Source organism: Halomonas sp. DN3, assembly GCF_024137905.1.
GTDB classification, from domain to species: Bacteria; Pseudomonadota; Gammaproteobacteria; order Pseudomonadales; family Halomonadaceae; genus Halomonas; species Halomonas litopenaei.
Map to the genome: position 1 here is coordinate 1330529 of NZ_CP099965.1, position 22953 is coordinate 1353481.

Here is a 22953-nt window from a genome sequence, read left to right on the forward strand (position 1 = left end):
CTCTCCTAGTCCATGATGGACGGTTGCAGGTTGAACGGCTCGCGGCGCCGGAAGCGCGCGATGTCGCTGGCCAGGTTCTGCAGCACCCGGAAGATGATCAGCGCCCAGGCCAGCGGCGTGGCCAGGTAGAACCACCACTGCATCACGTTGTCGGTGCCCGGCACGATGGCGAAGTTCATGTGCGCCAGTTCCACCTGGGCGATGGTGAAGTGGATGACCAGGGCGCCGAAGCCGATCCACAGCACGGCGTCGAGCACCTGGCAGGCGAACTGACCGGTGTAGGGCAGACGCATGCGAATCTCGTTGAGCGACAGGTGGGTACGCTGCTTGACGTTGAGCGAGGCGCCGAACCAGGTCAGCCATAGGAACAGCAGCACCGGAATGCTGGTGCTCCAGGGCGCCTGCAGGCTGAAGAAGAAGCGTCGGATGACCTCGACGAAGATGATGCCCGCCATGCCGCTGTAGGAGACCAGGATGATCACCTTCTCCAGATTGGCGTCGAGCCACTTGATCGGCGCCAGCCAGGCGGGGGTCGGCCGATCGGCGACGTCGTTCGACGTCGCCTGGGCCGCGGTGGCCTTGTGATCGGTCATTACGCCCTCCACCAGCGCTTCGGCGCCACGTTGACCGCCGCCATGTCGTGGGGAATCTCCCGGGCGATGGTGTGGATTTCCTTGTAGATATCGACGTCGCCGGCCCAGGCATTGAGCCGCTCGCGCCACTGCTCCCAGGGCTCTGGGTTGAACTCCGGGGCGCACAGCTGCTCGGCCTGGGCGCGGATCTCGTCGGACAGCGGAGCGACCCGAACGTTGTTCTCGGCGAACACGGTGCCGGCGGCGGGGTGTTCGGTGGCGCCGACGATCTGGTAGCGGCCGGCCTCGTTCATGCCCTGGGTGAAGATCTGGGCGGCGTAGGCCGACTCCATCACCTGATCCTGCAGCTCGGCATCCAGCGCCTCGAACTTCGACAGGTTCATGGCGGTGTGCTCGGTACCGGCGAAGAAGCGCAGGTCGACCGCCTGGGACACCACCGGTGCCATGCCGGCGTAGGCCACCGCGCTCATCCAGGTCTCGGCGCCGTCCAGCAAGCCCTGGCGTAGGCCGTCCAGGGTCTCCTCCCAGGCCACCGGTACCGGGTTGAGGCCAAGCTGCTCCATGGCGATGCGGCCAAGCTGGGTGCCGGTGACCCGGTTCTTGGTGCCCTGAAGCACCTCGAGGCTGTCCACCAGCGGCTTGTCGGCCCAGCTCTGACCCATCATCAGCCCGCGCAGATCGCAGTGGGTGAACAGGAACTGCAGGTTGTGGCGCTGGCGCATCGGCTCGCGCAAAAGGGCCTCGCTGCGAGGGTCGTAGAAGAAGTGAAACATCGAGGCGACGCTCGGGAACATGTAGGCAAAGTCCAGCACGTTCAGGTAGGGCGCGCCGCCGGCGGAGTTCTGGGTCGAGGCCGAGAAGATGTCGACGATGCCCTGCTGGGCCTTGCTGACACAGTCGAGCTGGTTGCAGACCTCGTTGGAGCCCATGAACTCGACGCGGATGGCGCCGTTGGTGCGCTCCTCGACGTCACGGGCGAAGAACAGCTGCCCGGACTTCTGGATATCGAGATTGCGCTCGTTGAACCCGGAGGCGCCGAAGCGCAGCTGGAACTTGGGCTCGGTCTGATAGCGGCGTTGTTGTTCGGTGTCGGCGGCCCGGGCCAGGCTCGAGGCGGTGAGGCCAGCGCCGAGGCCACTGGCGGCCAGCAGTGTGGAGGTCATGCCGAAGCGACCCGAGATATTCAGGAAGTCGCGGCGCGACACGTCTGATGAGAAGAGGCGTGAACTCATGGAAGGCTCCCAGTCTTGTGTTTGGTGTAGGGATGCAGGGGAGTGCCGGGTCGTTCGCGGTTGGCGATCGTCGCCTGGCACCGGGCCCGACAAAGGGCCTTGACCACACCTTAGAAGTCTCTCGGGAATAGATCAATAAAAATGAGTTTTTTTGTCTCGATATTGATCTTTTGAGAAAAGCGGCTAGAGTGAATTGAGACAAAACGTCTCGATTGAGTGAGCGACATGACAACCACAACACCACCGCCAGAGGCTTTCGACTACATCATCGTGGGGGCGGGCTCCGCCGGCTGCGTGCTGGCCAACCGCCTGAGCGAGGACCCCGAGGTGTCGGTACTGCTGCTGGAAGCCGGCGGGTCCGACTGGAATCCCTGGATCCACGTGCCCGTGGGCTACTTCAAGACCATGCACAATCCCGCCACCGACTGGTGCTACCTCACCGACCCCGACGAGGGCATCGAGGGTCGCCGGCTGCAGTGGCCCAGGGGCAAGGTCCTGGGCGGGTCAAGCTCGCTCAATGGTCTTCTGTACATCCGCGGTCAGCGCGAGGACTACGATGACTGGGCGCAGCTGGGCAACGACGGCTGGGACTACGACTCGGTGCTGCCCTACTTCAAGAAGTCGGAGTGCCAGGAACGGGGCGCCGATGACTACCACGGCGCCGATGGGCCCTTGAAGGTTTCGGATCTGCGCCTGCGCCGCGAGATCGCCGAACGCTTCATCGAGGCGGCCAAGGCCTCGGGGATTCCCGAGAACCGCGACGTCAACGGGCCCAGTCAGGAAGGGGTGGGCTACTTCCAGCAGACCTCCTACAAGGGCTTTCGCTGCTCCACCGCCAAGGCGTTTCTGCGTCCGGCGCTAAAGCGGTCCAATCTCACCCTGGTCAAGCGGGCCCACTGTCAGCGGCTGCTGCTGGAGGGCAAGCGCGTGGTCGGGGTCGAGTACCGCCAGGGGCAGAGCACCCATCGGGCAAGCGCCAGGCTCGAGGTGCTGCTGTCCAGCGGCGCCATCGGCTCGCCGCAGATCCTGCAGTGCTCCGGCATCGGGGACCCCGACCACCTGGCCGAGGTCGGCGTCGACTGCCGCCATGCGTTGCCAGGCGTCGGCGAGAACCTGCAGGACCATCTGCAGATCCGGCTGGTGTTCAAGACCTCCTGTCGCACCCTCAACGACGAGGTGCGTCATCCGCTCAGAAAGCTGGCGGTAGGCACCCAGTACGCCCTGACCCGCACCGGTCCGCTGACCCTGGCGGCCAGTCAAGTGTGCATCTTCACCCAGTCGCGGGAGGGCCTGGATCGTCCGGATATCCAGTTCCATATGCAGCCGCTGTCGGCAGACAAGCCGGCCGAAGGGGTGCATCCGTTCTCGGCCTTCACCTCCTCGGTGTGCCAGTTGCGTCCGACCAGCCGGGGGCGTATTCGCATCACCAGCGCCGACCCCGCCGTCTATCCCTCGATCCAGCCCAACTATCTGAGCACCGAAGAAGACTGCCGCGTGGCGGTGGACGCCATCAAGGTGGCGCGACGCATCGCCGAGCAGGCACCGCTTGCCGAGGTGATCACCGATGAATACGTGCCGGGGCGGGAGTATCAGAGCGACGAGCAATTGCTCGAGGCTGCCCGGCGCTACAGTCAGACCATCTACCACCCGGCGGGCACCTGCAAGATGGGCCACGACGACCTGGCGGTGGTCGATGACCGACTGCGGGTGCACGGCCTCGAGGGACTGAGGGTGGTGGACGCCTCGATCATGCCGATCATCGTCTCGGGCAACACCAACGCCCCGACCATCATGATCGCCGAACGCGCGGCGGACATGATCAAGGCCGATCGCCGTGCCCAGGCGCGCGTCGCCTGATGGGCAGCGCGGGAACGTCGACGCCAGAACTGTGACGCCCGAACTTTGACGCCCAAGCCTCGACAGCGGATCGATGCTATCAGGGCCTGGCCTTACTCGAGGCCGCGCTCTGGCCCTAACGTCGCGGTAGCAGGCTGGGCCAGGATCATTTCAATGGCGCGTCATCGCCTGACCCGCTGAGCGCGACCCCTGATACGCGAACAACGAATAAACGAGAGGACGCCCATGTCCCAGCCAACGACCCACGCCAAGCCCGAGACGCCCGTGACCGGATGGCGTCGCCATCTGGAGCCCGCCCGGGAGCGCATGCCGGGGGTGCTGATCTGCATCACCATTGCCCTGGCCACCACCTTTATCGCCGATCACTACGGCGGCCCGACCCTGCTCTACGCACTGCTGTTCGGCATGACCCTGCACTTTCTCAGCGAGCAGGGCCCGTGCCTGGTGGGGGTGGAGTTTGCCGCCCGCACCATCCTCAGGCTGGGTGTTGCCCTGCTGGGGGTGCGCATCACCCTGGAGCAGGTGGCGGAACTCGGGATCGGCCCGGTGGTGACGGTGGTCGCCGGGGTGGTGCTGACCATTCTGGCGGGAAGCGTGCTGGCGCGACTGCTGGGGCTGAAAAATGATCTTGGCCTGCTGACCGGCGGGTCGGTGGCGATCTGCGGCGCCTCGGCGGCGCTGGCACTGTCTGCGGCGATGCCGCGCAACGAGATCGCCGAGCGCAATACCATCCTGACCGTGGTTGGCGTGACGACGCTGTCCACCGCCGCCATGGTGCTCTACCCGCTGCTGGTCGGTGCGCTGGGACTGACCGACACCCAGGCCGGCATCTTTCTTGGTGGCACCATCCATGACGTCGCCCAGGTGGTCGGTGCCGGCTACATGATTTCCGACGAGACCGGCGACATCTCTACCTTCGTCAAGCTGTTGCGGGTCGCCATGCTGGTGCCGGCGGTAATGGTGTTCATGCTGCTGTTTCGCCGCGCCCGTGGCGGTGAAGGTGGCAAGGTGCCGATGTTCCCGAGCTTCCTGGTGGCCTTCGTGGTGCTGGTGCTGATCAACAGCCTTGGTGTGATCCCCCAGGTGATGGTCGAGGGCATGACCGACCTGTCGCGCTGGTGCCTGGTCACCGCCATCGCCGCACTCGGTATCAAGACCTCCTTCCAGAAGCTCGCCGTGGTTGGCTGGAAGCCCGTCATCCTGATGGTCGCCGAGACCGTCTTCCTGCTTGGGCTGGTGCTGGTGTGCCTGTATACCGGCATCGCCGAGTGGTAGCGAGCGGTCCCGGGCCAAAGCCCACACAAATGCCAAGGCCCCGGTTCTCCGGGGCCTTGGCATTTCTGACGGTCTGTGGCGCTGTGTTGGTCGTTACTGACCGGCCTGGATCGCGGTCAGCGCAATCGTATAGACGATATCCTCCACCAGGGCGCCCCGGGACAGGTCGTTGACCGGCTTGTTGAGGCCTTGAAGCATGGGGCCGATGCTGACCACCCGAGCGCTGCGCTGGACCGCCTTGTAGGTGGTGTTGCCGGTGTTCAGGTCGGGGAACACGAACACCGTCGCGCGACCGGCCACCGGGGACTCCGGCGCCTTCTGCCGGGCTACGCTGGCGATGGCCGCAGCGTCGTACTGCAGCGGGCCGTCGATGGCCAGGTGCGGCGCCCGTTGCCTGGCGATGCGGGTCGCCTCGCGGACCTTGTCGACGTCGGCGCCGCTGCCGGACTCGCCGGTGGAGTAGCTGATCATGGCGACCCGTGGCTCGATGCCGAAGGCCTCGGCGCTGGTGGCGCTCTGCAGGGCGATCTCGGCCAGCGCCTCGGCGTCGGGGTCGGGGTTGACCGCGCAGTCACCGTAGACCACCACCTGGTCGGGCAGCAGCATGAAGAACACCGACGACACCTGGCCGTAGCCGGGGGCGGTCTTGATCAGCTGAAAGGCCGGGCGCACGGTGTTGGCGGTGGTATGCACGGCGCCGGAGACCAGGCCATCGACCTCGCCTTCGGCGAGCATCATGGTACCCAGCACCACGCTGTCATGAAGCTGGGCCTCGGCGGTCAGCGGGGTCAGCTTGCCACGCCGGCGCTCGACCATCGGGGCGACAAAGCGACCACGCTCGGCGTCCGGGTCGAGGATCTGGAGGTCGTCGGGCAGTTCAAGGCCACGCGCCTTGGCCACCTCGTGGATGGCGCGACGCTTGCCCAGCAGCACGCAGTTGGCGATGCCACGACGCTGGCACAGGATGGCCGCTTCCAGGGTGCGTGGCTCGTCGCCTTCGGGCAGCACGATTCGCCGACGCTTGTGCTGGGCCATGCTGACCAGTTGATGGCGGAAGGCCGCCGGTGACAGGCGGCGCTGGGCGTCGTCGTGAATCAGTGCCAGCAGCCAGTCACGATCCAGGTGATCGGCGACGAAGGCACAGATGGCCTCGGCGCGCTCGTGATCATCCACCGGGATGCCGCCGGACATCTCGGTAAGCCGGGCCACGGTGGCGTAGCTGTCGGTGTCCACCGAGAGTACCGGCAGCCCCGAGGCCAGCGCCGGGCGACAGACGTCGATCAGCTGCTGGCTGGGTGACTCGCCATGGGTCAGCAGAAGACCCGCCAGGGGCACGCCGTTCATGGTGGCCAGGGCCGCCGCCAGCAGGGTGTCGTCGCGGTCCCCGGGGGACACGATCAGCTCGCCGGGACGCAGGGCGTAGAGCAGGTGCTCGGCGCTGCGGGCCCCCAGGGTCGAGTGGGCGACGCGGCGGCGATCGGCCTCGCCATGGTGCAGGATCCTGGCATCGAGGGCGCGGGCCACGTCGACCACTCGCGGCGCGGTCAGGGAGGCTCGGTAGGGCACCGCCGCGACCACCGGCAGGGTCAGATCGGCGCCGGTGGCGAGCTGCTGCTGCCAGTGCTGGCGGTGGGCGCGGGCCTCGACCTCGCTGACCGAGGCCAGCGTCTGGTCGATGGCCGAGCCGTCGCCGTCCCCCGGCAATCGCATCAGCATGGCGCCCAGGGTGCGTACCGACCCCACCGCGTCGATGCTCTGACGATGGAATTGCAACTGCTTGGCCAGCTCCTGGGGGTCGGCGACCTGACCATCGGCGACCAGCACTACCTGGGCGTCGAGGGCGCTGGCCAGGCGCACGTTGAGATCGAAGGCGTAGGCGTTTCTCGGCAGTGGTCGAACGCCTTCCACCACGATCAGCGCCGGCGCCTTGCCGGTGGCAGGGCGTGCGACGCGGGCGTGGCGCTCCACGGCAAGTTCCAGTAGACCATCGCGATCGTCACGGCCGAGATACTGCTCCAGTGTCTGGCGCGAGATTGGTCGTGGCGAACCTATGCCCAGGGTGCTGGCCACCAGCGAGCGGGCGCGTTCGTCGTTGCTGCTCGCCTGTTCGCCACCTTCAGACTGGCTGAACGGCTGTAGAAAACCCGCATCCAGCCCCAGCGTATCCAGTGCCCGGAGCAGGCCAAGGCCGGCAGAGGTGAGGGCGACCCCGTCGTCGACGGGGATCAGCAGCAGCGTGCGGGACTGGGTGCTCACAGAACCTCCTCGAGCGTTGGCGAGGACGTCAGGCTCGCGATCAGTGCCCGGGTCTGGCTGGCGATATAGCCTTCTTCGTCGGTGGGGATGACGCGGATCTCCGGCGTCGGGGTGGCGTCTTGAGCGTGGATCTGACCTTCCTCGCCGCGACCAAGGCCCTCGTTGGCGTCACTGTCCAGGCGTACACCGAGGGACTCCAGGTGACCCAGGGTTCGCGCGCGCACCAGGGATGAGTTTTCGCCGATGCCGCCGGTGAAGGCGATGCCGTCGACCCGGGGCAGGGCACAGGCCAGGCCCGCCAGGGACTTGGCCAGGCGGTAGCAGAACACCTCGATGGCCAGGCTCGCGCCGGCGTGACCTTCACTGGCGGCCTGTTCGAGCTCACGCATGTCGTTGGTCAGCTCGGATAGCCCCAGCAGTCCGCTCTTCTGGTTGAGCAATTGATCGACGCCCTCCAGCGACATGCCCAGCTGGCGGGCCAGGTGAAGGTGCAGGCCGGGATCGACGTCGCCGCTGCGGGTGCCCATCACCAGGCCCTCCAGCGGGGTCATGCCCATGCTGGTGTCCAGGCTTCTGCCGGCCCACACCGCGGTGGCGGAGCAGCCATTGCCCAGGTGGGCGATCAGCCAGCCGCCTTCACCACGGGAGCTGACCTCTGCCAGGCGGCCGGTCACGTAGGCATGGCTCGAGCCGTGGAAGCCGTAGCGACGGATGCCGTGTCGGCTGTAGAGCTCCTCGGGGATGGCATAGCGGTAGGCGTGGGGCGGCAGGGTCTGGTGGAAGGCGGTGTCGAACACCGCCACCTGAGGCAGCTCCTCGAACAGCCGACGAGTGGCGACGATACCGTCGAGGTTGGCCGGATTGTGCAGGGGGGCCAGGCTGATGGTCTGGCGAATGGTGCGCACCACGGCGTCGTCGAGCAGGGTGGCGGCGGTGAAGCGCTCACCGCCATGCACTACCCGGTGGCCGATGCCGATGGGCCGGTGGACTTCGAGGTGCTCGAGAATCGTCTTGAGCGCCAGGGCGTGGGTCGCGCGGGGAAGTGAGATCTCACGGGCGCTGCCGTGTTCGTCCGTCAGCTTGAGGCGAGCCTCGTGGCTGCCCAGGCGCTCGGCGATACCGGACAGTCGGGGCGCGTCGGGGGCCTGATCGATCAGCGCGAACTTGATCGAGGAGGAGCCGCAGTTGATCACCAGAATCGGGGCTTTCATGCCATCTCCAGAAAAGACGCCTTGGTGAGGCGAGAATGCGTGGGATGGCGGCGAATCTAGCACCGCCCCGGGGCGCGAATAATTGGCCTGGGGAGGTAGTCGAACGGCTTTGCTGGTGGATCTGACGAAGCCGTGATGAGCGTCAAGTGCATGAATCTTTGGATTAGACTTTTGTCTAACTTTGTGCGGCGGGACTGAGCTTGAGCGTACAAAACGTGCATCCCCGGGCGGTTGAACGCTGCCCGGGAATGCGCAGGGTAGTGGCTTGTCTCAGACCTCCTTGTCGAGACAGTCTGGTTCAGACCTCCCTGTTTAGACCTCCCTGTTCAGACCTCTCTGTTCAGACCTCCTTGTTCAAACCTCCTTGTTCAAACCTCCTTGTACAGCTCCGCGCCCTGCTCGCGGAAGGCCCGGGCGCGCTCCTCCATGCCGGCCATGACGGCGTCGCCGTCACCCTCAAGACCGTTGTCACGGGCGTAGTCGCGGACCTCCTGGCTGATCTTCATGGAGCAGAACTTGGGCCCGCACATGGAGCAGAAGTGGGCCACCTTGGCGGAGTCCTTGGGTAGCGTTTCGTCGTGATAGGCGCGGGCGGTGTCCGGGTCCAGGCCCAGGTTGAACTGGTCCTCCCAGCGAAACTCGAAGCGTGCCTTGGACAGGGCGTTGTCGCGGCGCTGGGCGCCGGGATGCCCCTTGGCCAGGTCGGCGGCATGGGCGGCGATCTTGTAGGTGATGATGCCGGTCTTGACATCGTCCTTGTCGGGCAGGCCCAGGTGCTCCTTGGGGGTGACGTAGCACAGCATGGCGCAGCCGTACCAGCCGATCATCGCCGCTCCGATGCCGGAGGTGATGTGGTCGTAGCCCGGGGCGATATCGGTCACCAGCGGCCCAAGGGTATAGAAGGGCGCCTCGTCGCAGTACTCGAGCTGCTTGTCCATGTTCTCCTTGACCAGGTGCATGGGCACGTGGCCAGGGCCTTCGATCATCACCTGGACGTCGTGCTTCCAGGCGATATGGGTCAGCTCGCCCAGGGTCTTGAGCTCCGCCATCTGGGCCTCGTCGTTGGCGTCGGCCACCGAGCCCGGGCGCAGGCCATCGCCCAGCGAGAAGGCCACGTCGTACTGCTTGCAGATCTCGCAGATGTCCTCGAAGTGGGTGTAGAGGAAGCTTTCCTGGTGATGGTAAAGGCACCACTTGGCCATGATCGAGCCGCCGCGAGAGACGATGCCGGTGACCCGGTTGGCGGTCAGAGGCACGTAACGCAGCAGCACGCCTGCGTGGATGGAGAAGTAGTCCACGCCCTGCTCGGCCTGTTCGATCAGGGTGTCGCGGAACACCTCCCAGGTGAGGTCCTCGGCCACGCCCTTGACCTTCTCCAGCGCCTGATAGAGCGGCACCGTGCCGATCGGTACCGGCGAGTTGCGGATGATCCACTCGCGGGTCTCGTGGATATTCGCTCCGGTGGATAGATCCATGATGGTATCGGCGCCCCAGCGGATGCCCCAGGTCATCTTTTCGACCTCTTGCTCGATGGAGGAGGTCACCGCCGAGTTGCCCAGGTTGCCATTGATCTTCACCAGGAAGTTGCGCCCGATGATCATCGGCTCGGCTTCCGGGTGATTGATGTTGGCGGGGATGATGGCGCGCCCGGCGGCAACTTCCTGGCGCACGAACTCGGGGGTGATCTCCTCTGGCAGACGGGCGCCGAAGCCCTGCCCGGGATGCTGGTGGCCGAGGATGCGCTCGACCTCGTCGCTGCCTCGATAGCCATCGGCCAGGGCCTGGCGACGCTGGTTCTCGCGGATGGCGATGAACTCCATCTCCGGGGTGATGATGCCGCGCCGAGCATAGTGCAGCTGGGTCACATTGCCGGCGCGGCCATCGGCGCCACGACGTGCGCGGCGCGGCGTTCGGGTCAATTCGAAACGCAGGGAGGCGAGTGTCGGGTCGTTGGCGCGCCGGCGACCGTAGTCCGAGGTCGGTCCATCGAGCCATTCGGTGTCGTCGCGCTCCTCGATCCAGGGCCGGCGCAACTCGGCAAGCCCGCGACGCAGGTCGACCTCGACCTGGGGATCGGTGTAGGGGCCGGAGGTGTCGTAGACCAGCAGCGGCGGGTTGGCTTCGTCGGCCCCGGAGGTGCGGGTCGCTGACAGCGAAATCTCGCGAAACGGTACCCGCAGGTCGTCGCGGGAGCCCTGTACATGGACCTTGCGAGAGCCCGGCAGCGGCGCAACCGCGGCCTTGTCGACCTGGGCGGTCTCGGCCAGGAAGTGCGCGCTATGGCGGGGCTTGTTTGCGGAAACGGGTTGATCGAGTGGCATTGGCTTGTCCTTCTCACGGCACTGGGTGCTGTCGTTGTTGTGGGCATGGCGCGAGGAAGGAAGGGGCGTCGTGGCCAGGGCCGTGAGCGCTTGATCCCTACGCTGGTCCTCACCGCGATGCCGTGGCATCGGGGTTACCCCCAGATCAGGTTCAACGGGTCCCATGCGTTGCATGATCTCAGCCGCCTCTTGCGGCCCCCCGTCAAGCGTGCTGCTGATTGTGTCAGTCGCTCAGGTCGAGTCCCATCTGCCAGAAGTCGATCTCGAGTCGTGTTGCGTCGGCGAAGATCCGTGACAGTCGCGTAAAGCGCTCGCCGGATACCTGGGCAAGCTGATCGTCGAGCCAGGCCTGCTCCTGGCGCGCAGCGGCCTGGAAGTCGTCGCTTTCGTACATGGCGATCCAGGCGTCGAAGGGGTTGTCGGCACCGCGCAGGGTGTCCGAGCGGGCGTTGAGGCTTCGTGCGATATCGGCGTAGCCGACCATGCAGGGGGCCAGCGCCACGTGCAGGTCCAGGAGGTCGCCGCGGCTGCCGGCGTCCAGCACGTAGCGGGTGTAGGCCAGGGTGGCGCGGGCTTCGGGCAGCTCACTGAGTTCGGCCTCGCTGATGCCCCAGTCGCGGCAGAAGGCGAGATGCAGGCCAAGTTCCACGTCGAGGATGGTCTTCATGCCGTCGAAGGCGCCGCGCAGCTCGTCGAGGCTGTGGCTCTTGTAGGCCGCCAGGGCGTAGGCCCGGGAGAACTGCAGCAGAAACAGATAGTCCTGCTTGAGGTAGTGACGGAAGCTGGCGTCGGCCAGTTCACCACGGCCAAGGGCGAGCACGAAGTCGTGTTCGATATAGGCGTGCCAGTCATCGCGGCAGGCGTCGACAAGATCGGTAAAGCGGTAGCCCATGTTGCCTCCGGTTGGTGCGGATCCGGAGGGCGGCGGCAAGGGACACGGCGACGAGAAAGGAGGGAGGTGCGCGCGCAGGGGCTGGCACCACCGCCTGATTCCCTACGCCGGTTCAAGGTGTGAAGCCACACCGCACCCGGATCAGGTTCCACGGGATCGGCGCTGGCGGCCGGCGATACATCACGCTGGCCCTGCGCCATCTCAGCCGGATTCACCGGCACCCCGTCAAGCGAGTCTGGATCGAGTCTAGCACGGCTTGCCGGGGTGTCCACCACGGTGAAGCCGGGCGGGATCCGGCTCAGTCGATGGACTTCTCGCCGGAGACATCCGGCGCCGAGTCCGTGCCGTGCTCGCGAAACGACTGCACCGGCATCTCGCGGGGGATTTCCCGTGGCGGCTCGGCCGGGGTCGCCGGGGGCGGTGGTGCCTCGGCGACGCGAAGCTCGCCCACCACCGCCGGGGGGCGGGTCTCGCTCGGGACCAGCAACAGGCCGGCGCGCCTCAGGGCCCGGCCGATGGTCAGGCTGGAGCTCCAGCGGACCAGCGGGGCGGCCATCACCAGGCCGAGCCACACCGGCGTCAGCCAGATGAAGAAGCTCGGGGTGAAGGCCCAGGTCACCAGCGCCCACAAGGCGCCGATCAGTGACCACAGCCAGGTGTGGCGAAAGGCTTCCTTCCAGGGCAGGGCGCGGCCCTCGCGGGACTGTGGATCCCAGGCCACGGTGCGGCCGCTCAGTACCTGAATCACGAAACGACTGTGGAACACCATCATCAAGGGCGCGATGAGCATGGCAAACAGCGTCTCGAGCAGCATGCTGGCGACGAGCCGGGCACGCCCGCCGTAGGCCTGCGGGTTCTGGATCAGTCCCAGCACCAGCCCCAGTACCTTGGGCATCAGCAGCATGCCCAGGGTGCCGATCAGCAGCGGCATGATCAGGTTGGGCGGGGCGATCGGCCAGTCGGGAAACAGCTGGGAGCTCGAGGTGAAGAAGTTGGTCGGCACCAGTGCCCGGATCAGGGCGTCGATGGTGCTGATCACCAGGATCGCCAGCCACACCAGCGATGACAGGTAGGCGAGGGCACCGAAGAAGAAGTGCAGCCGGCTTAGCACGTGCAGTCCGCGTCCGCCGAGCAGGCGCATATGCTGCAGGTTGCCCTGGACCCAGCGGCGGTCGCGCTTGGCGTAGTCGAGGATATGACTCGGCATCTCCTCGAAGCTGCCGCCCAGGTCGGTGCGCATGCGCACCTGCCAGCCGGCGCGGCGCAGCAGGGCCGCCTCGACGAAGTCGTGGCTCAGGATATCGCCTCCCAGCGGCGGCTTGCCGGGCAGCTCCGGCAGGCCACAGGCATCGGTGAAGGCGTCCACTCGAATGATGGCGTTGTGGCCGAAGTAGTTGGCCGCGGTGGCGTGCCAGAAGCTCAGACCGCTGGCCAGCATCGGCGAGTAGAGCGCGGCAGCGAACTGGTTGGCGCGGCCGAACAGGCTGTCCTGGCGCACCGGAATCGGCACCGTCTGCAACAGGCCAAGGCGCGGGTTGGCCATCATCTCGTCGATCAGCTCGATGACGGTCGTGCCGCTCATCAGGCTGTCGGCATCGATCACCAGCATGTAGTCGTAGTGGCTGCCCCAGCGGGTGCAGAAGTCGCCCAGATTGCCGGCCTTGCGCCCGACGTTGCTGTCACGGTGGCGGTAGTGCAGTTGGCAGTGGCCTTCCAGGCGCTTCTGCAGCTCGGCCATAGCGGCCTTTTCCTCGGCCACTACCTCGTCGTCGGTGCTGTCGCTGAGCACGAAGGCTTCCACCTCGATGCCTTCCGGCAGTCCGTCCAGATCCTTGCAGGTGGCCTCGAGTCCGGCGGCGACACGCAGCACGTCCTCGTTGTGGATCGGCATCACCAGGGCGGTGCGGGAGCGGGAGCCTTCGGGTCGCATGGGATAGGAATGGCGCGGCTTCAGGCTCAGCGGGTCACGCCCGGTCAGGTTGAGAACGAAGCCGATCAGCGCGCTCCAGAAGGCCATGGTGATCCAGCCGAAGGTGATCGCGAACAGGCCGATGATCGCCATCTCGAGCGGACTGATGCCCTCCACGTAGAGGATCCGGAACATGGTCCAGACCCCCAGCGCCGTGGTGGCGGCAATGGCCAGGCCGACGCCAAGACGTCGCAGGCGTGGCCAGGGTACCTCGGGAGTATGGGCGTTCATCAGGGGCTCCAGATGCTGTTCCAGGTTTCGCTCAGGCGCTCGCCACGAAGCATGAGGGTCAGGCGGATATCAGCGGGCTGGTCGCCGTCGGGCAGCAGCGTGAAGCTGGCGCGCCAGGTGTCGTCGTCGGGCAGCGGTGTGACCTTGGCCTCGGCGGTCTCGCCACTGGAGGTGGTCAGGGTCATCTCGACCGGCTGGCTGGGGTCCAGTCCCTCGAGCTCACCGCCGCGAAAGTCGATGATGAACTGACGCAGGCGCTCGTCGGGGGGATCACTCTGTCCCGGCACCCCGCCCCAGCCCTGGCGCGAACGCACCACACGTGCCAGCGGTTCGGCCGTGGGGGTGTCGCCGAAGGTCCATGTGCGATAGCGATAGGTACGGGAGTCGCCGGCCATCAGCGGGGTGGCGGGCACCCAGTAGGCGGTGATGTTGTCGTGGGCCTCGCTGTCGGTGGGAATCTCCACCAGCTCCACATGGCCTTCGCCCCACTCGCCCTGGGGTTCGACCCACTGACTGGGGCGACGCTCGTAGCGGGCCTCCATGTCCAGGTAGGCGTTGAAGTGCTGGGGGCGCTGGACCAGGCCATAGCCCTTGGGCGAGGTGTCCTGCAGCCCGGAAATCTGGAGGCTTTCGGGGTTTTCCAGCACGCGCCAGGTCCACTCGCCGGTGCTGGTGGCCATCAGCAGGCCGCTGGAGTCATGCACTCGGATGCGGTAGTCGTCCTCCTGACGGCGATCCATCTCGCCATGCAGGAACATGCTGGTCAGCGGTGCGACGCCGAGCTTCTCGACGTCTTCCCTGGCAAACAGGCGAGCCTCGGTGTCGATCTGGGTGCGCTTGCCCGGGGTGATGTCGAAGCGGTAGGCGCCGGCCAGAGACGGGCTGTCCAGCAGCGCCAGCACCGTCATGTGGGTATCGCCGGGCTGTGGCTTGACCAGCCAGTATTCGCGAAAGGCGGGAAACTCCTCGCCCTGAGGCAGGGCGGTGTCGATGGCCAGGCCTCGGGCCGACAGGCCGTAGCCCTGATCTCGTCCGACCAGGCGGAAGTAGGACGCGCCCAGGAATACCGCAAACTCATCCTTGTAGTCGGCGCGGTTGAGCGGGTAGTGCAGGCGAAAGCCGGCATAGCCGAGCCCACTCAGATCGAGCTCGGCGAGGTCGGCGGCATCGTCGTCGTAGCGAAAGCGCTCAGATTCGAAGGGCAGCGAGCGTACCTCGCCATCCTCCAGCAGGTGGATATCTACCGGCTGGTCATACAGAAAGCCCGGGTGGAAGAGCTCCACCTCGAAGTCGCCGTCATCCTTCCACAGCGCCCGCTCATCGCGGTAGCGAATCTGCCGGTAGCGATCGTAGTCCATCTCGCTGAGGGCTTCGGGCAACTCGGCCGAGGCCTCTTCATAGGGGGACGCGGCCATTTCCTTGGCCCGGTTCGTGACCTGTTCGAACAGCGCGCCGGTCTCGACGGCCATGGCCGGCGTCGCCAGGGCAACGCTGGTGATGACGCCGACGAAGGCGAGCGCCAGGTTGCGCGAGCCAGGTCGCCGGTGTGCAAGGGTGTGTCGTTCTCGAGATATTGCCGTGTCCAAGTGCGCTCTCCTTGCGAGCGGACGAACGCCCGGTGGCTCGGGTTCGCCCGCTGGGGGTGTAGGGGATCCTTCTGCCGTTCACATCGATGGCATGTTCTATGCGACTTTCTATGCCACTTTCTATGCCAGATCGAGCCAGCCTTTAATCTAGCCTATTGGCCGAGACAAAAGTTGCAATAGATGTCATCGGAGTGCATTTGAGGATTTGTGCCAGTTCGGGTTCCGTGTCGCCGAAGGGAGACGGTATTGGGGCGGGCAGGTTACTGAGCGGTAACGTTCAGGTGGCCAAGAGGGAGCGACTGGGAGTCCAGGAAGGGAGGTTGCATGTTTGGGGGAAGAGTCTTGCCGCGCCTACCAGAGCCAGCTGGATGGTCTGGGCGGCGGCAGGCGCTGGTGCAGGGCACGCCAGCCGACGATGCAGCGGATCACGAACCAGGCGGTGACCAGCAGCGGGGGTAGCGCCAGGCCGATGATCAGCACCGACAGTACCACCGCGGCGACCATGTAGAGCAGGCCGATCCAGAAGGTGCTGATCAGAAACTGGTAGTGGGCGCGCAGCCAGGGGGCGGCGTCGGTGCGATAGACGTAAGCGACGACCAGCGCGATCAACAGTGTCACGAATCCGCTCACCAGCCCTGCCAGGTAGAGCAGATAGAGGACGTGGCCGACGCGGGTCTCCGGCGGCGGTGACACTGACGCTGTGGTCACTTCATGTTCCTCGAGCTGTAAAGCCGATAACGGCGGAAGTCGGGGTCGCCACGCTCTTCTTCCAGGGTCTTGGTGTAGCGCTTGTACTCCCACTGGTACTGGGCCGGGTCCAGTGCGATCACCGCCTCGATGCTGGCATTGACCCCGCTGCAGGAGATGGTCTCGTCTTTATCGTAGACGCGCTCGTCGGCGGCCAGGAAGTACAGCGCGAAGCCCCGCCCGGGTCGGCGCAGGGCGACGCCGGTCACGACTCTTGCGTTGGTGCGCGACACCAGCTTGGGCAGCAGGGTGGCGGTGTAGGCGGGGCGCTTGAAGAAGGGCGCGAACACGCCGCTGCCCCAGCTGGGTTCCTGGTCGGGCAGGATGCCGACGGCCTCGGATCGCTTGAGCGCCTTGAGCAGCGCCGCCACGCCCCTTGGATTGGTCGGCACCAGGCTGGCGCCGCAGCGCTCGCGCCCGGCGCGAATGATCGGGTCCAACGGTGCCAGCTTGGGCGGTTCGTACATGGCGGTGAAGGGGAAGTGGCTCGACAGCCAGAAGTTCAGCACCTCCCAGTTGCCGAAGTGAGGCGCCAGGATGATCACGCCCTGGCCCTCGGCGCGGGCATCATCCAGCAGTTCGCGGCCATGGACCTCGACGATGCTGTCGGCCACTCGGCCGGGGTCGCCCTGCCAGGCGAAGCCGAGCTCCAGCATGGTGGCGGTGGAATGCTTGAGGCTCTCGCGCCCCAGGGCGGCGCGACGGGCCTCGGAAAGGTCGGGATGGACCACTTCCAGGTTGAGCCTGGTCACCGCACGTTCTCGCTTGAGCAGGGGGTAGGCCACATTCACCAGGGCGACGCTGAGTCGCCACAGGGTCGCCGGTGACAGACGTGAAAGTATCCGCCACAGGCGTGATATCGCGGTAGCCTGGAGTCGCTGTTGCCAGGGGACGTTCATATCAGATCAACCAGCTTTCCACATTGTCCGGAGCGCGCTTTTCCTGCAGTGCCTTGAAGCCTTTGACGCAGCGCACGATCAACCACACCGCCAGGGCCAGCAGCAGCGGCAGGCCGATCACGATAAAGGTCAGGATCGACGCCACGATGCCGTAGAGCAGGCCGATCCAGAAGGTGCGGATCTGGTAGCGATAGTGCTCGTCGAGCCACACGGGGCCCTTGCCTCGGTAGACGTAGGCGATGATCACCCCGATCACCGCGGTGAAACCGGTGACCAGGTTGGCCAGCAGCAGCGCGTAGCCCACCAGCGACATGGTGGTGTCGGCGGGGGGCGTGTCGCCAGGAGAGGGCGGCTCGACAGTGGGTTGTTGAGGCGTAAGGTCGTGTTGGCTCATCCGTGTTCCCTTGGGTGCATGTCATACGGCCCCGTTATCATACCCAGCCTGTGCCGCATTGCCATGACCCGCGAAGCGACCCGCAGGGACGACCGATGCTACTCCTGTTTGAGCGGACGGCTGATCTCCAGCAGGTTGCCGTCCGGGTCGCGCAGATACAGCGACTCGATCCTGCCGGTGGCCCCCTGGCGTACCACCGGGCCCAGCTCCACCTCCACCGACAGGGCATCGAGGTGAGCCTTGACCTCAGCCAGCGGCAGATGGCTCTTGAAACAGACGTCCAGGCTGCCGGGGGTTGGGGTGGCGGCCCTGGGGATGACGTCGGTGGCGGTCCAGTGCAGGCGCAGGGCCAGCTCGCCGAGCATCAGGTCGACCCGCTCGGTATCGCGATAGCGGACGTCCAGGCCCAGAACGCGGGTGTAGAAGTCCACGGCGCGGGAAATATCGGTCACGGTGATGACCAGGTGATCTAGACCTGACAGCATGCCTCTCTCCACAAATGATCCAAGTCCCAGAGAATACGACGATGCCAAGCTGTCCGCTATGCGCAAACCCGACGACGGACCACTTTCATGCGGACGGGCGCCGCGACTATTTTCGCTGCTCGGTATGTGACTTGGTGGCGGTGCCTCCCGAGCAGCGCCTGGGACCGCAGGCCGAGAAGGCGGTCTACGATCAGCACGACAACCGCCCGGATGACCCCGGTTACCGTCGTTTTCTGGGTCGCCTGTTTGATCCGTTGAGCGAGCGTCTGTCGCCCGGCGCCGAGGGGCTCGATTTCGGTGCAGGGCCCGGCCCGACGCTGTCGCTGATGTTCGAGGAGGCGGGGTTCCCCACCCGAATCCACGATCCCTACTACCATCCCGCGCCGGAAAACCTGGAGCGGTATTACGACTTCATCACCGCCACCGAGGTGGTCGAGCATCTGTTTGCGCCAGGGCAGGTGCTCCCTGCTTTGGCCCGACAACTGCGACCCGGTGGCTGGCTGGGGCTGATGACCAAGCGCACGCCAGAGGACTTTGCCCGCTGGCATTATATTCGTGATCCCACCCATGTGGTGTTCTTCAGCGAGACGAGCTTTCGCTGGTTGGGCGAGACGCTCGGCATGAGTGTCGACTTCCCCGCAGCCGATGTGGTGCTAATGCGCCGTGACACGAGTCACTGAGGCCGAATTTATGCTTGACCAACAATGCGTTACAGATGCATGGGTGAGGCCCTTCGAAAGACATTGACAGGCGCGAAAAGGGGGGTATATTCGCCGCCCAAGAGTCGTCGATACGCACCGCGACGGACGGACTCGAAACATCAACACCCACCCGCCGCCGCCGTCCGCGTCGTCCGCATCGCTGGAGCCCGACTCCTCATGTCTCCCCAACTCCTGGCCATGGCCCTGCCCCCCGTTCTGGGGCTATTCATTCTGGGCATCGGCAACGGTTTTCTGTCTTCGCTTATCACCCTGCGTCTGGATGCCGCCGGTGAATCGCCGGTGGTCATCGGTTGGGTCTCCGGCGCCTACTTCATCGGTCTTGGCCTCGGTGCCCTGTTCAACGACCGGCTGTTGCTCGCCATCGGCCATATTCGCGCCTACGGCAGCTTCGCCTCGCTGGTGGCGGTGACGGTGCTGCTGCAGGGGCTGATCCTTGATCCGGTGGCCTGGTTCGGCCTGCGCCTGATCGGTGGTTGGGCCACGGTCGGGGTGTTTCTGGTGATCGAGAGCTGGCTGCTGGCCTCCGGAGACTCCGGGGTGCGCGGCCGTCTGCTGGCGCTTTACATGATCGCCCTGTACGGCTCAGGTGTGCTCGGTCAGCTGCTGTTGGGCATCACCCAGGACATGGGCGAAACCGCCCCCTTCATGGTCATCGGTGCCCTGGCCTCGCTGTCGGTACTGCCGATGGCGATGATCCCGCGGGTCACGCCACTGCTCGACAAGGTCGAGCCGCTATCGCCGCTGCGCCTGATGATCCTCACCCCCACCGGGGTGGTGGGGGCCTTCGGTTCCGGCATGCTGGCGGCCGCGGTGTACGCCCTGATGCCGCTGTATCTGCAGCGTACCGGCTTTGACCTGGCCGAGGTCGGCCAGCTGATGGCGGTCACGGTACTCGGCGCCATGCTGCTGCAGTATCCGGTGGGCCGCTGGTCGGATCGTCACGACCGCCAGCTGGTGCTGATCCTGATCGGGCTGTTCTGCCTGGCCATCTCGCTGGCGGTGCTGCTGCTGCCCTTGCCGAGCTGGGGGCTGGCCGCACTGCTGTTCCTGCTGGGCGGTGGCGTCTTCTCGCTGTATCCGGTATCGGTCAGCCACTCGGCGGACCGTGCACCCGCCGGTGCCCTGGTGCCCATGAGTCAGGGGCTCTTGTTGATCAGCGCGCTGGGCTCCTCGGTCAGTCCGCCGCTGGTCAGCCCGGTGATGGCGGCGCTTGGCGATACCGCCCTGTTCATGGTCTTCGGCGCCCTCGGTGGGACGCTGGTGCTGTTCTTCGCCTGGCGTCGCCTGGTGCGTCCGGCTCCGGTGCCGGTGGTGCCGTTCTCCCCGGCGACGCCGTTGTCGTCGGTGGGTGCGGAATTCGTGGTCACCGACGAATGGGTTGCCGGCGCCAAGGAGCACGAGCATATGGAAGACCTGTCCGACGTGGTGCCGGACGTGGACGTGGCCGAGCCCATGGTGGGGCCGCCGGCGGAAGAAGGCCAGTACGTGGCCTATTTCGACGAGGACGGCTACCACGGCGGCGTGCTCGAAGTGAACCATCAGGAATCTGACGAAGACGCCGTCTCTATCGAGCCAACGCCTGTCGAACCCGGCTGGGAGCAGGAGTCGCCGTCGGCGGCTGAGCAGGGCGAGGTACCGAAGGGCTGATCATACGGGCCGGCGCTCTTGCCCCTTTGGTCGCCGTGGGCGGACCAGACCGGTCAAGAAGCGCCGGCCTGGGCAGCCACCATATGGCAGGCAGCAACCTCAGTTCGGTCCGAACAGCAGCTTGAACAGCGCACGACGTACCGCGGGTGTCGCCTGCTGGCGGGCATAGGCCAGCAGCACATCGTGATGATTGGGATGACGGGCGTTACGCACCAGGATCTGACGAGCTTGCTGTAGCTGGGTGGCCGACATGACAGTCCCTCCGGAGCATCGGGTGCCCACCATGGGCACTTGAGTCCCTGAGTAGTCGCTCTGTCGCCTCGCTCCTTACGATGCCTGGATGTGCTGAAGCGACTGCGATCATGGCTGCCGCAGAGGTGGCCGGTCTTTCCCTCGTGCCATCCCAAGTGCTATCTCAGGCGTCATCTTTGTCGCGATAGATCAGTTGCCACGTCAGCCGCCATCCGCGGCCTCATCAAGCTGCGCCCGCCAGGCCATGATGCGAGCGAAGCGTTCTTCCTGGCCATGATCCGTGGGGTGGTAGAAGCGCTCGGTCGGCACTGCTTCGGGCCAGCAGTCGTGGGCCGACCCCGCCGGGTAGCCGTCAGGCTCGGCGTGGGCGTAGCGGTAGCCGTCGCCGTGGCCAAGTGAGGCCATGAGCTTGGTCGGGGCGTTGCGCAGGTAGGTCGGCACCTCCAGGCTTGGTTGTGCCGCCACAAAGGCCTGGGCCTTCTTCCAGGCCTGGTCGATGGCGTTGCTCTTGGGCGCCACCGCCAGGTGGATGGCGGCGTGGGCGATGGCGCGCTGGCCCTCGTAGTCGCCCAGACGCAGGTAGGCATCCCAGGCCGACATGACCAGCGGCAGGCAACGCGGGTCGGCGTTGCCGACGTCCTCCGAGGCGATGGCGGCCAGGCGACGGATGACGTCCAGCGGATCGCCACCGCCCTGAATAAAGCGGGCCATGTACAGAAGGGCGGCGTCGGGGCGTGACGACCGTACCGACTTGTGCAGCGCCGATAGCAGGTCGTAGTAGTGATCGCCCTGCTTGTCGAAGGCGCTGGCGGTGTGGCCGATGACGTCCTCGAGCGCTTCGCGGGGCAGACGCTCCGCGCTGCCTTCCGCCTGGGTGAAGTCGCAGGCGGTCTCCAGAAGGCCCAGGGCGCGCCGGGCGTCGCCGGCCGACGCGCGTGCCAGTATCGCCAGCACCTCGTCGTCGACCCTGATGTCGCGGTGACCAAGGCCGCGCTCGGGATCGGCCAGGGCGCGTCGCATGACCTCGGCCAGCGCAGCCTCGTCCAGTGCCTTGAGCACATGGACTCGGGCCCGGGACAACAGCGCCGAATTGACCTCGAAGGAGGGGTTCTCGGTGGTGGCGCCGATCAACGTCAGAAGGCCCGACTCGACGTGGGGCAGCAGGGCGTCCTGCTGACTCTTGTTGAGGCGATGGATCTCGTCGAGAAACAGCACCGTGGTCTGCCCCTGGCCCTGAGCCACCCGGGCGCGCTCGACCACCTCGCGAATGTCCTTGACCCCGGCCATGACCGCCGACAAGCGTTCCAGCCGTGCGCTGGAGGCGCTGGCAAGGATGTCGGCCAGGGTGGTCTTGCCGACGCCTGGTGGCCCCCACAGGATCATCGAGCGCACCTGTCCGGCTTCGACCATGCGCCGCAATGGCTTGCCTGGCCCCACCAGCGAAGGCTGGCCCACGTAGTCGTCCAGGGACCTCGGGCGCATGCGCCAGGCCAGGGGCGCGGCGTCTTCCTGGTGGGCCTGTTCGAACATGTCCATCGACGACTCCTGACAAGATTGAATTGAGCGCCAGAGGTCGACGCTCAGGCGGTGTGTAGGAAATCAACCCTTTTGAATGTGGCAATTTTCGTCGGGCAAAAACTCGATTATGCGTCTAGGGTGATACATTCCGGTTCCCGCACGATCCGGAACCTGACCCGAGAAGGCCAGTCTAAGCTAGGGTGCCTTCAGCTCATGCTGACCACAGGAGGTTTCCGTCATGCCCATGCTAAAGCAACTGCGACGGGATCATGCCAACATGGCGCGCATACTGCACGTCCTGCAACTCAAGCAAAAGACCCTCGCTCAGGGAGAGCGGCCCAACTTCCAGCTCGTCAGGGAGGTGGTGGACTTTATTCTCGACTACATGGCGGGTTTCACCCTGCCCCTGGAGCAGATCTGTACCGACCGTCTCAAGGAGCTGGCTCCCGAAAGCGAGGCAGTGGCCGAGCAGCTGTCCGGCGACTACCGCAAGCTCAAGGCCCGGCTGACGCGTCTATCCCGTGACATCGACATGATCCTGATGGATGTCGCCATCCCCATGGGCCAGTTCGCCGATGACCTCAAGCAATACCTGGACAGCCACCGTGCTTACCTTCGCCAGGAGCGTGAGGAACTCTTCCCGCTGATCAGCGAGCACTTCTCGGACGAAGATCTCGATCGCCTGGCCCATTCCCTGCCGGAGAACGCAACCTCCGAACTGGAGCGACTCCAGGCGGCCTATCCGGAACTTTACGCCGAGCTACGCGAAGAGCCGGTACCCGCCTGATCGGCTTTCCCCTCGTCTGCCCCTTGCTTCTCAAGCGCCACGTCATGCGGCCCGAACTCCGGTTCGGGCCGCATGACGT

Annotated in this window: 19 protein-coding genes and 2 riboswitches; of the genes, 5 read left to right on the forward strand and 14 right to left on the reverse strand. The window is 65.8% G+C overall.

Annotation, left to right across the window (positions count from 1 at the left end; all coding sequences use genetic code 11):
- Positions 1 to 5: 5 nt before the first annotated feature.
- Positions 6 to 593, reverse strand: a complete 588-nt coding sequence (locus tag NKF27_RS05870; protein ID WP_253555680.1) for a TRAP transporter small permease — start codon at positions 591 to 593, stop codon at positions 6 to 8.
- The gene (locus NKF27_RS05875; RefSeq protein WP_253555681.1) at positions 593 to 1825 is read right to left on the reverse strand and encodes a TRAP transporter substrate-binding protein; all 1233 of its coding nucleotides are present in this window, start codon (positions 1823 to 1825) and stop codon (positions 593 to 595) included. The genes NKF27_RS05870 and NKF27_RS05875 overlap by 1 nt, the downstream gene beginning before the upstream one ends.
- 225 nt (positions 1826 to 2050) lie before the next feature.
- On the opposite strand from NKF27_RS05875, the gene NKF27_RS05880 reads away from it, so the two are divergent.
- Positions 2051 to 3682 carry a GMC family oxidoreductase gene (locus tag NKF27_RS05880; RefSeq protein ID WP_253555682.1) on the forward strand — a complete coding sequence of 544 codons (1632 nt, stop codon included), beginning with the start codon at positions 2051 to 2053 and terminating at the stop codon, positions 3680 to 3682.
- Between the two features lie 225 nt (positions 3683 to 3907).
- On the forward strand, positions 3908 to 4957 hold the full coding sequence (locus NKF27_RS05885; protein ID WP_108131570.1) for a YeiH family protein: 1050 nt from the start codon (positions 3908 to 3910) through the stop codon (positions 4955 to 4957).
- Positions 4958 to 5050: 93 nt separating this feature from the next.
- On the opposite strand, the gene pta is transcribed toward NKF27_RS05885, so the two are convergent.
- The 10 genes from pta to NKF27_RS05935 form a co-directional block, all read right to left on the reverse strand.
- On the reverse strand, positions 5051 to 7213 hold the full coding sequence (gene pta / locus NKF27_RS05890) for a phosphate acetyltransferase (protein WP_253555683.1): 2163 nt from the start codon (positions 7211 to 7213) through the stop codon (positions 5051 to 5053).
- On the reverse strand, positions 7210 to 8424 hold the full coding sequence (locus NKF27_RS05895; protein ID WP_253555684.1) for an acetate/propionate family kinase: 1215 nt from the start codon (positions 8422 to 8424) through the stop codon (positions 7210 to 7212). Before NKF27_RS05895 ends, pta begins: the two co-directional genes overlap by 4 nt.
- 368 nt (positions 8425 to 8792) lie before the next feature.
- Positions 8793 to 10745, reverse strand: a complete 1953-nt coding sequence (thiC, locus tag NKF27_RS05900) for a phosphomethylpyrimidine synthase ThiC (RefSeq protein WP_253555686.1) — start codon at positions 10743 to 10745, stop codon at positions 8793 to 8795.
- Between the two features lie 77 nt (positions 10746 to 10822).
- A riboswitch (TPP riboswitch) is annotated at positions 10823 to 10957 on the reverse strand.
- An 11-nt stretch (positions 10958 to 10968) separates the two neighbouring features.
- Entirely contained in the window at positions 10969 to 11637 is a 669-nt protein-coding gene (gene tenA / locus NKF27_RS05905; RefSeq protein ID WP_253555688.1) for a thiaminase II, read from the reverse strand.
- 81 nt (positions 11638 to 11718) lie between these two features.
- Positions 11719 to 11872, reverse strand: a riboswitch (TPP riboswitch).
- 63 nt (positions 11873 to 11935) lie between these two features.
- Positions 11936 to 13837 (reverse strand): glucans biosynthesis glucosyltransferase MdoH, encoded by a 1902-nt coding sequence (mdoH, locus tag NKF27_RS05910; RefSeq protein ID WP_253555690.1) that lies wholly within the window; start codon positions 13835 to 13837, stop codon positions 11936 to 11938.
- Positions 13837 to 15423 (reverse strand): glucan biosynthesis protein, encoded by a 1587-nt coding sequence (locus tag NKF27_RS05915; RefSeq protein WP_253555691.1) that lies wholly within the window; start codon positions 15421 to 15423, stop codon positions 13837 to 13839. The genes mdoH and NKF27_RS05915 overlap by 1 nt, the downstream gene beginning before the upstream one ends.
- Positions 15424 to 15774: 351 nt before the next feature.
- Positions 15775 to 16131 carry a hypothetical protein gene (locus tag NKF27_RS05920; RefSeq protein WP_231498501.1) on the reverse strand — a complete coding sequence of 119 codons (357 nt, stop codon included), beginning with the start codon at positions 16129 to 16131 and terminating at the stop codon, positions 15775 to 15777.
- Entirely contained in the window at positions 16128 to 17069 is a 942-nt protein-coding gene (locus tag NKF27_RS05925) for a lysophospholipid acyltransferase family protein (RefSeq protein ID WP_253555692.1), read from the reverse strand. The genes NKF27_RS05920 and NKF27_RS05925 overlap by 4 nt, the downstream gene beginning before the upstream one ends.
- A 1-nt stretch (position 17070) precedes the next feature.
- Entirely contained in the window at positions 17071 to 17382 is a 312-nt protein-coding gene (locus tag NKF27_RS05930) for a DUF4870 domain-containing protein (RefSeq protein ID WP_253556418.1), read from the reverse strand.
- 179 nt (positions 17383 to 17561) lie between these two features.
- Positions 17562 to 17948: a VOC family protein gene (locus tag NKF27_RS05935; protein WP_253555693.1), complete on the reverse strand. Its 387-nt coding sequence runs from the start codon at positions 17946 to 17948 to the stop codon at positions 17562 to 17564.
- Positions 17949 to 17989: 41 nt separating this feature from the next.
- Here NKF27_RS05935 and NKF27_RS05940 point away from each other — a divergent pair, with 41 nt between their 5' ends.
- Together NKF27_RS05940 and NKF27_RS05945 are read left to right on the forward strand one after the other, a co-directional pair.
- The gene (locus NKF27_RS05940; RefSeq protein ID WP_253555694.1) at positions 17990 to 18628 is read left to right on the forward strand and encodes a class I SAM-dependent methyltransferase; all 639 of its coding nucleotides are present in this window, start codon (positions 17990 to 17992) and stop codon (positions 18626 to 18628) included.
- Positions 18629 to 18826: 198 nt separating this feature from the next.
- Positions 18827 to 20317 carry an MFS transporter gene (locus NKF27_RS05945; protein ID WP_253555695.1) on the forward strand — a complete coding sequence of 497 codons (1491 nt, stop codon included), beginning with the start codon at positions 18827 to 18829 and terminating at the stop codon, positions 20315 to 20317.
- A gap of 99 nt (positions 20318 to 20416) precedes the next feature.
- On the opposite strand, the gene NKF27_RS05950 is transcribed toward NKF27_RS05945, so the two are convergent.
- Complete coding sequence (locus NKF27_RS05950; RefSeq protein ID WP_253555696.1) at positions 20417 to 20569, reverse strand: hypothetical protein; 153 nt, start codon at positions 20567 to 20569, stop codon at positions 20417 to 20419.
- A gap of 201 nt (positions 20570 to 20770) precedes the next feature.
- Entirely contained in the window at positions 20771 to 22105 is a 1335-nt protein-coding gene (locus NKF27_RS05955) for a replication-associated recombination protein A (protein WP_253555697.1), read from the reverse strand.
- Between the two features lie 226 nt (positions 22106 to 22331).
- Here NKF27_RS05955 and NKF27_RS05960 point away from each other — a divergent pair, with 226 nt between their 5' ends.
- Positions 22332 to 22874, forward strand: a complete 543-nt coding sequence (locus NKF27_RS05960; protein ID WP_253556419.1) for a hemerythrin domain-containing protein — start codon at positions 22332 to 22334, stop codon at positions 22872 to 22874.
- Positions 22875 to 22953: the final 79 nt, after the last annotated feature.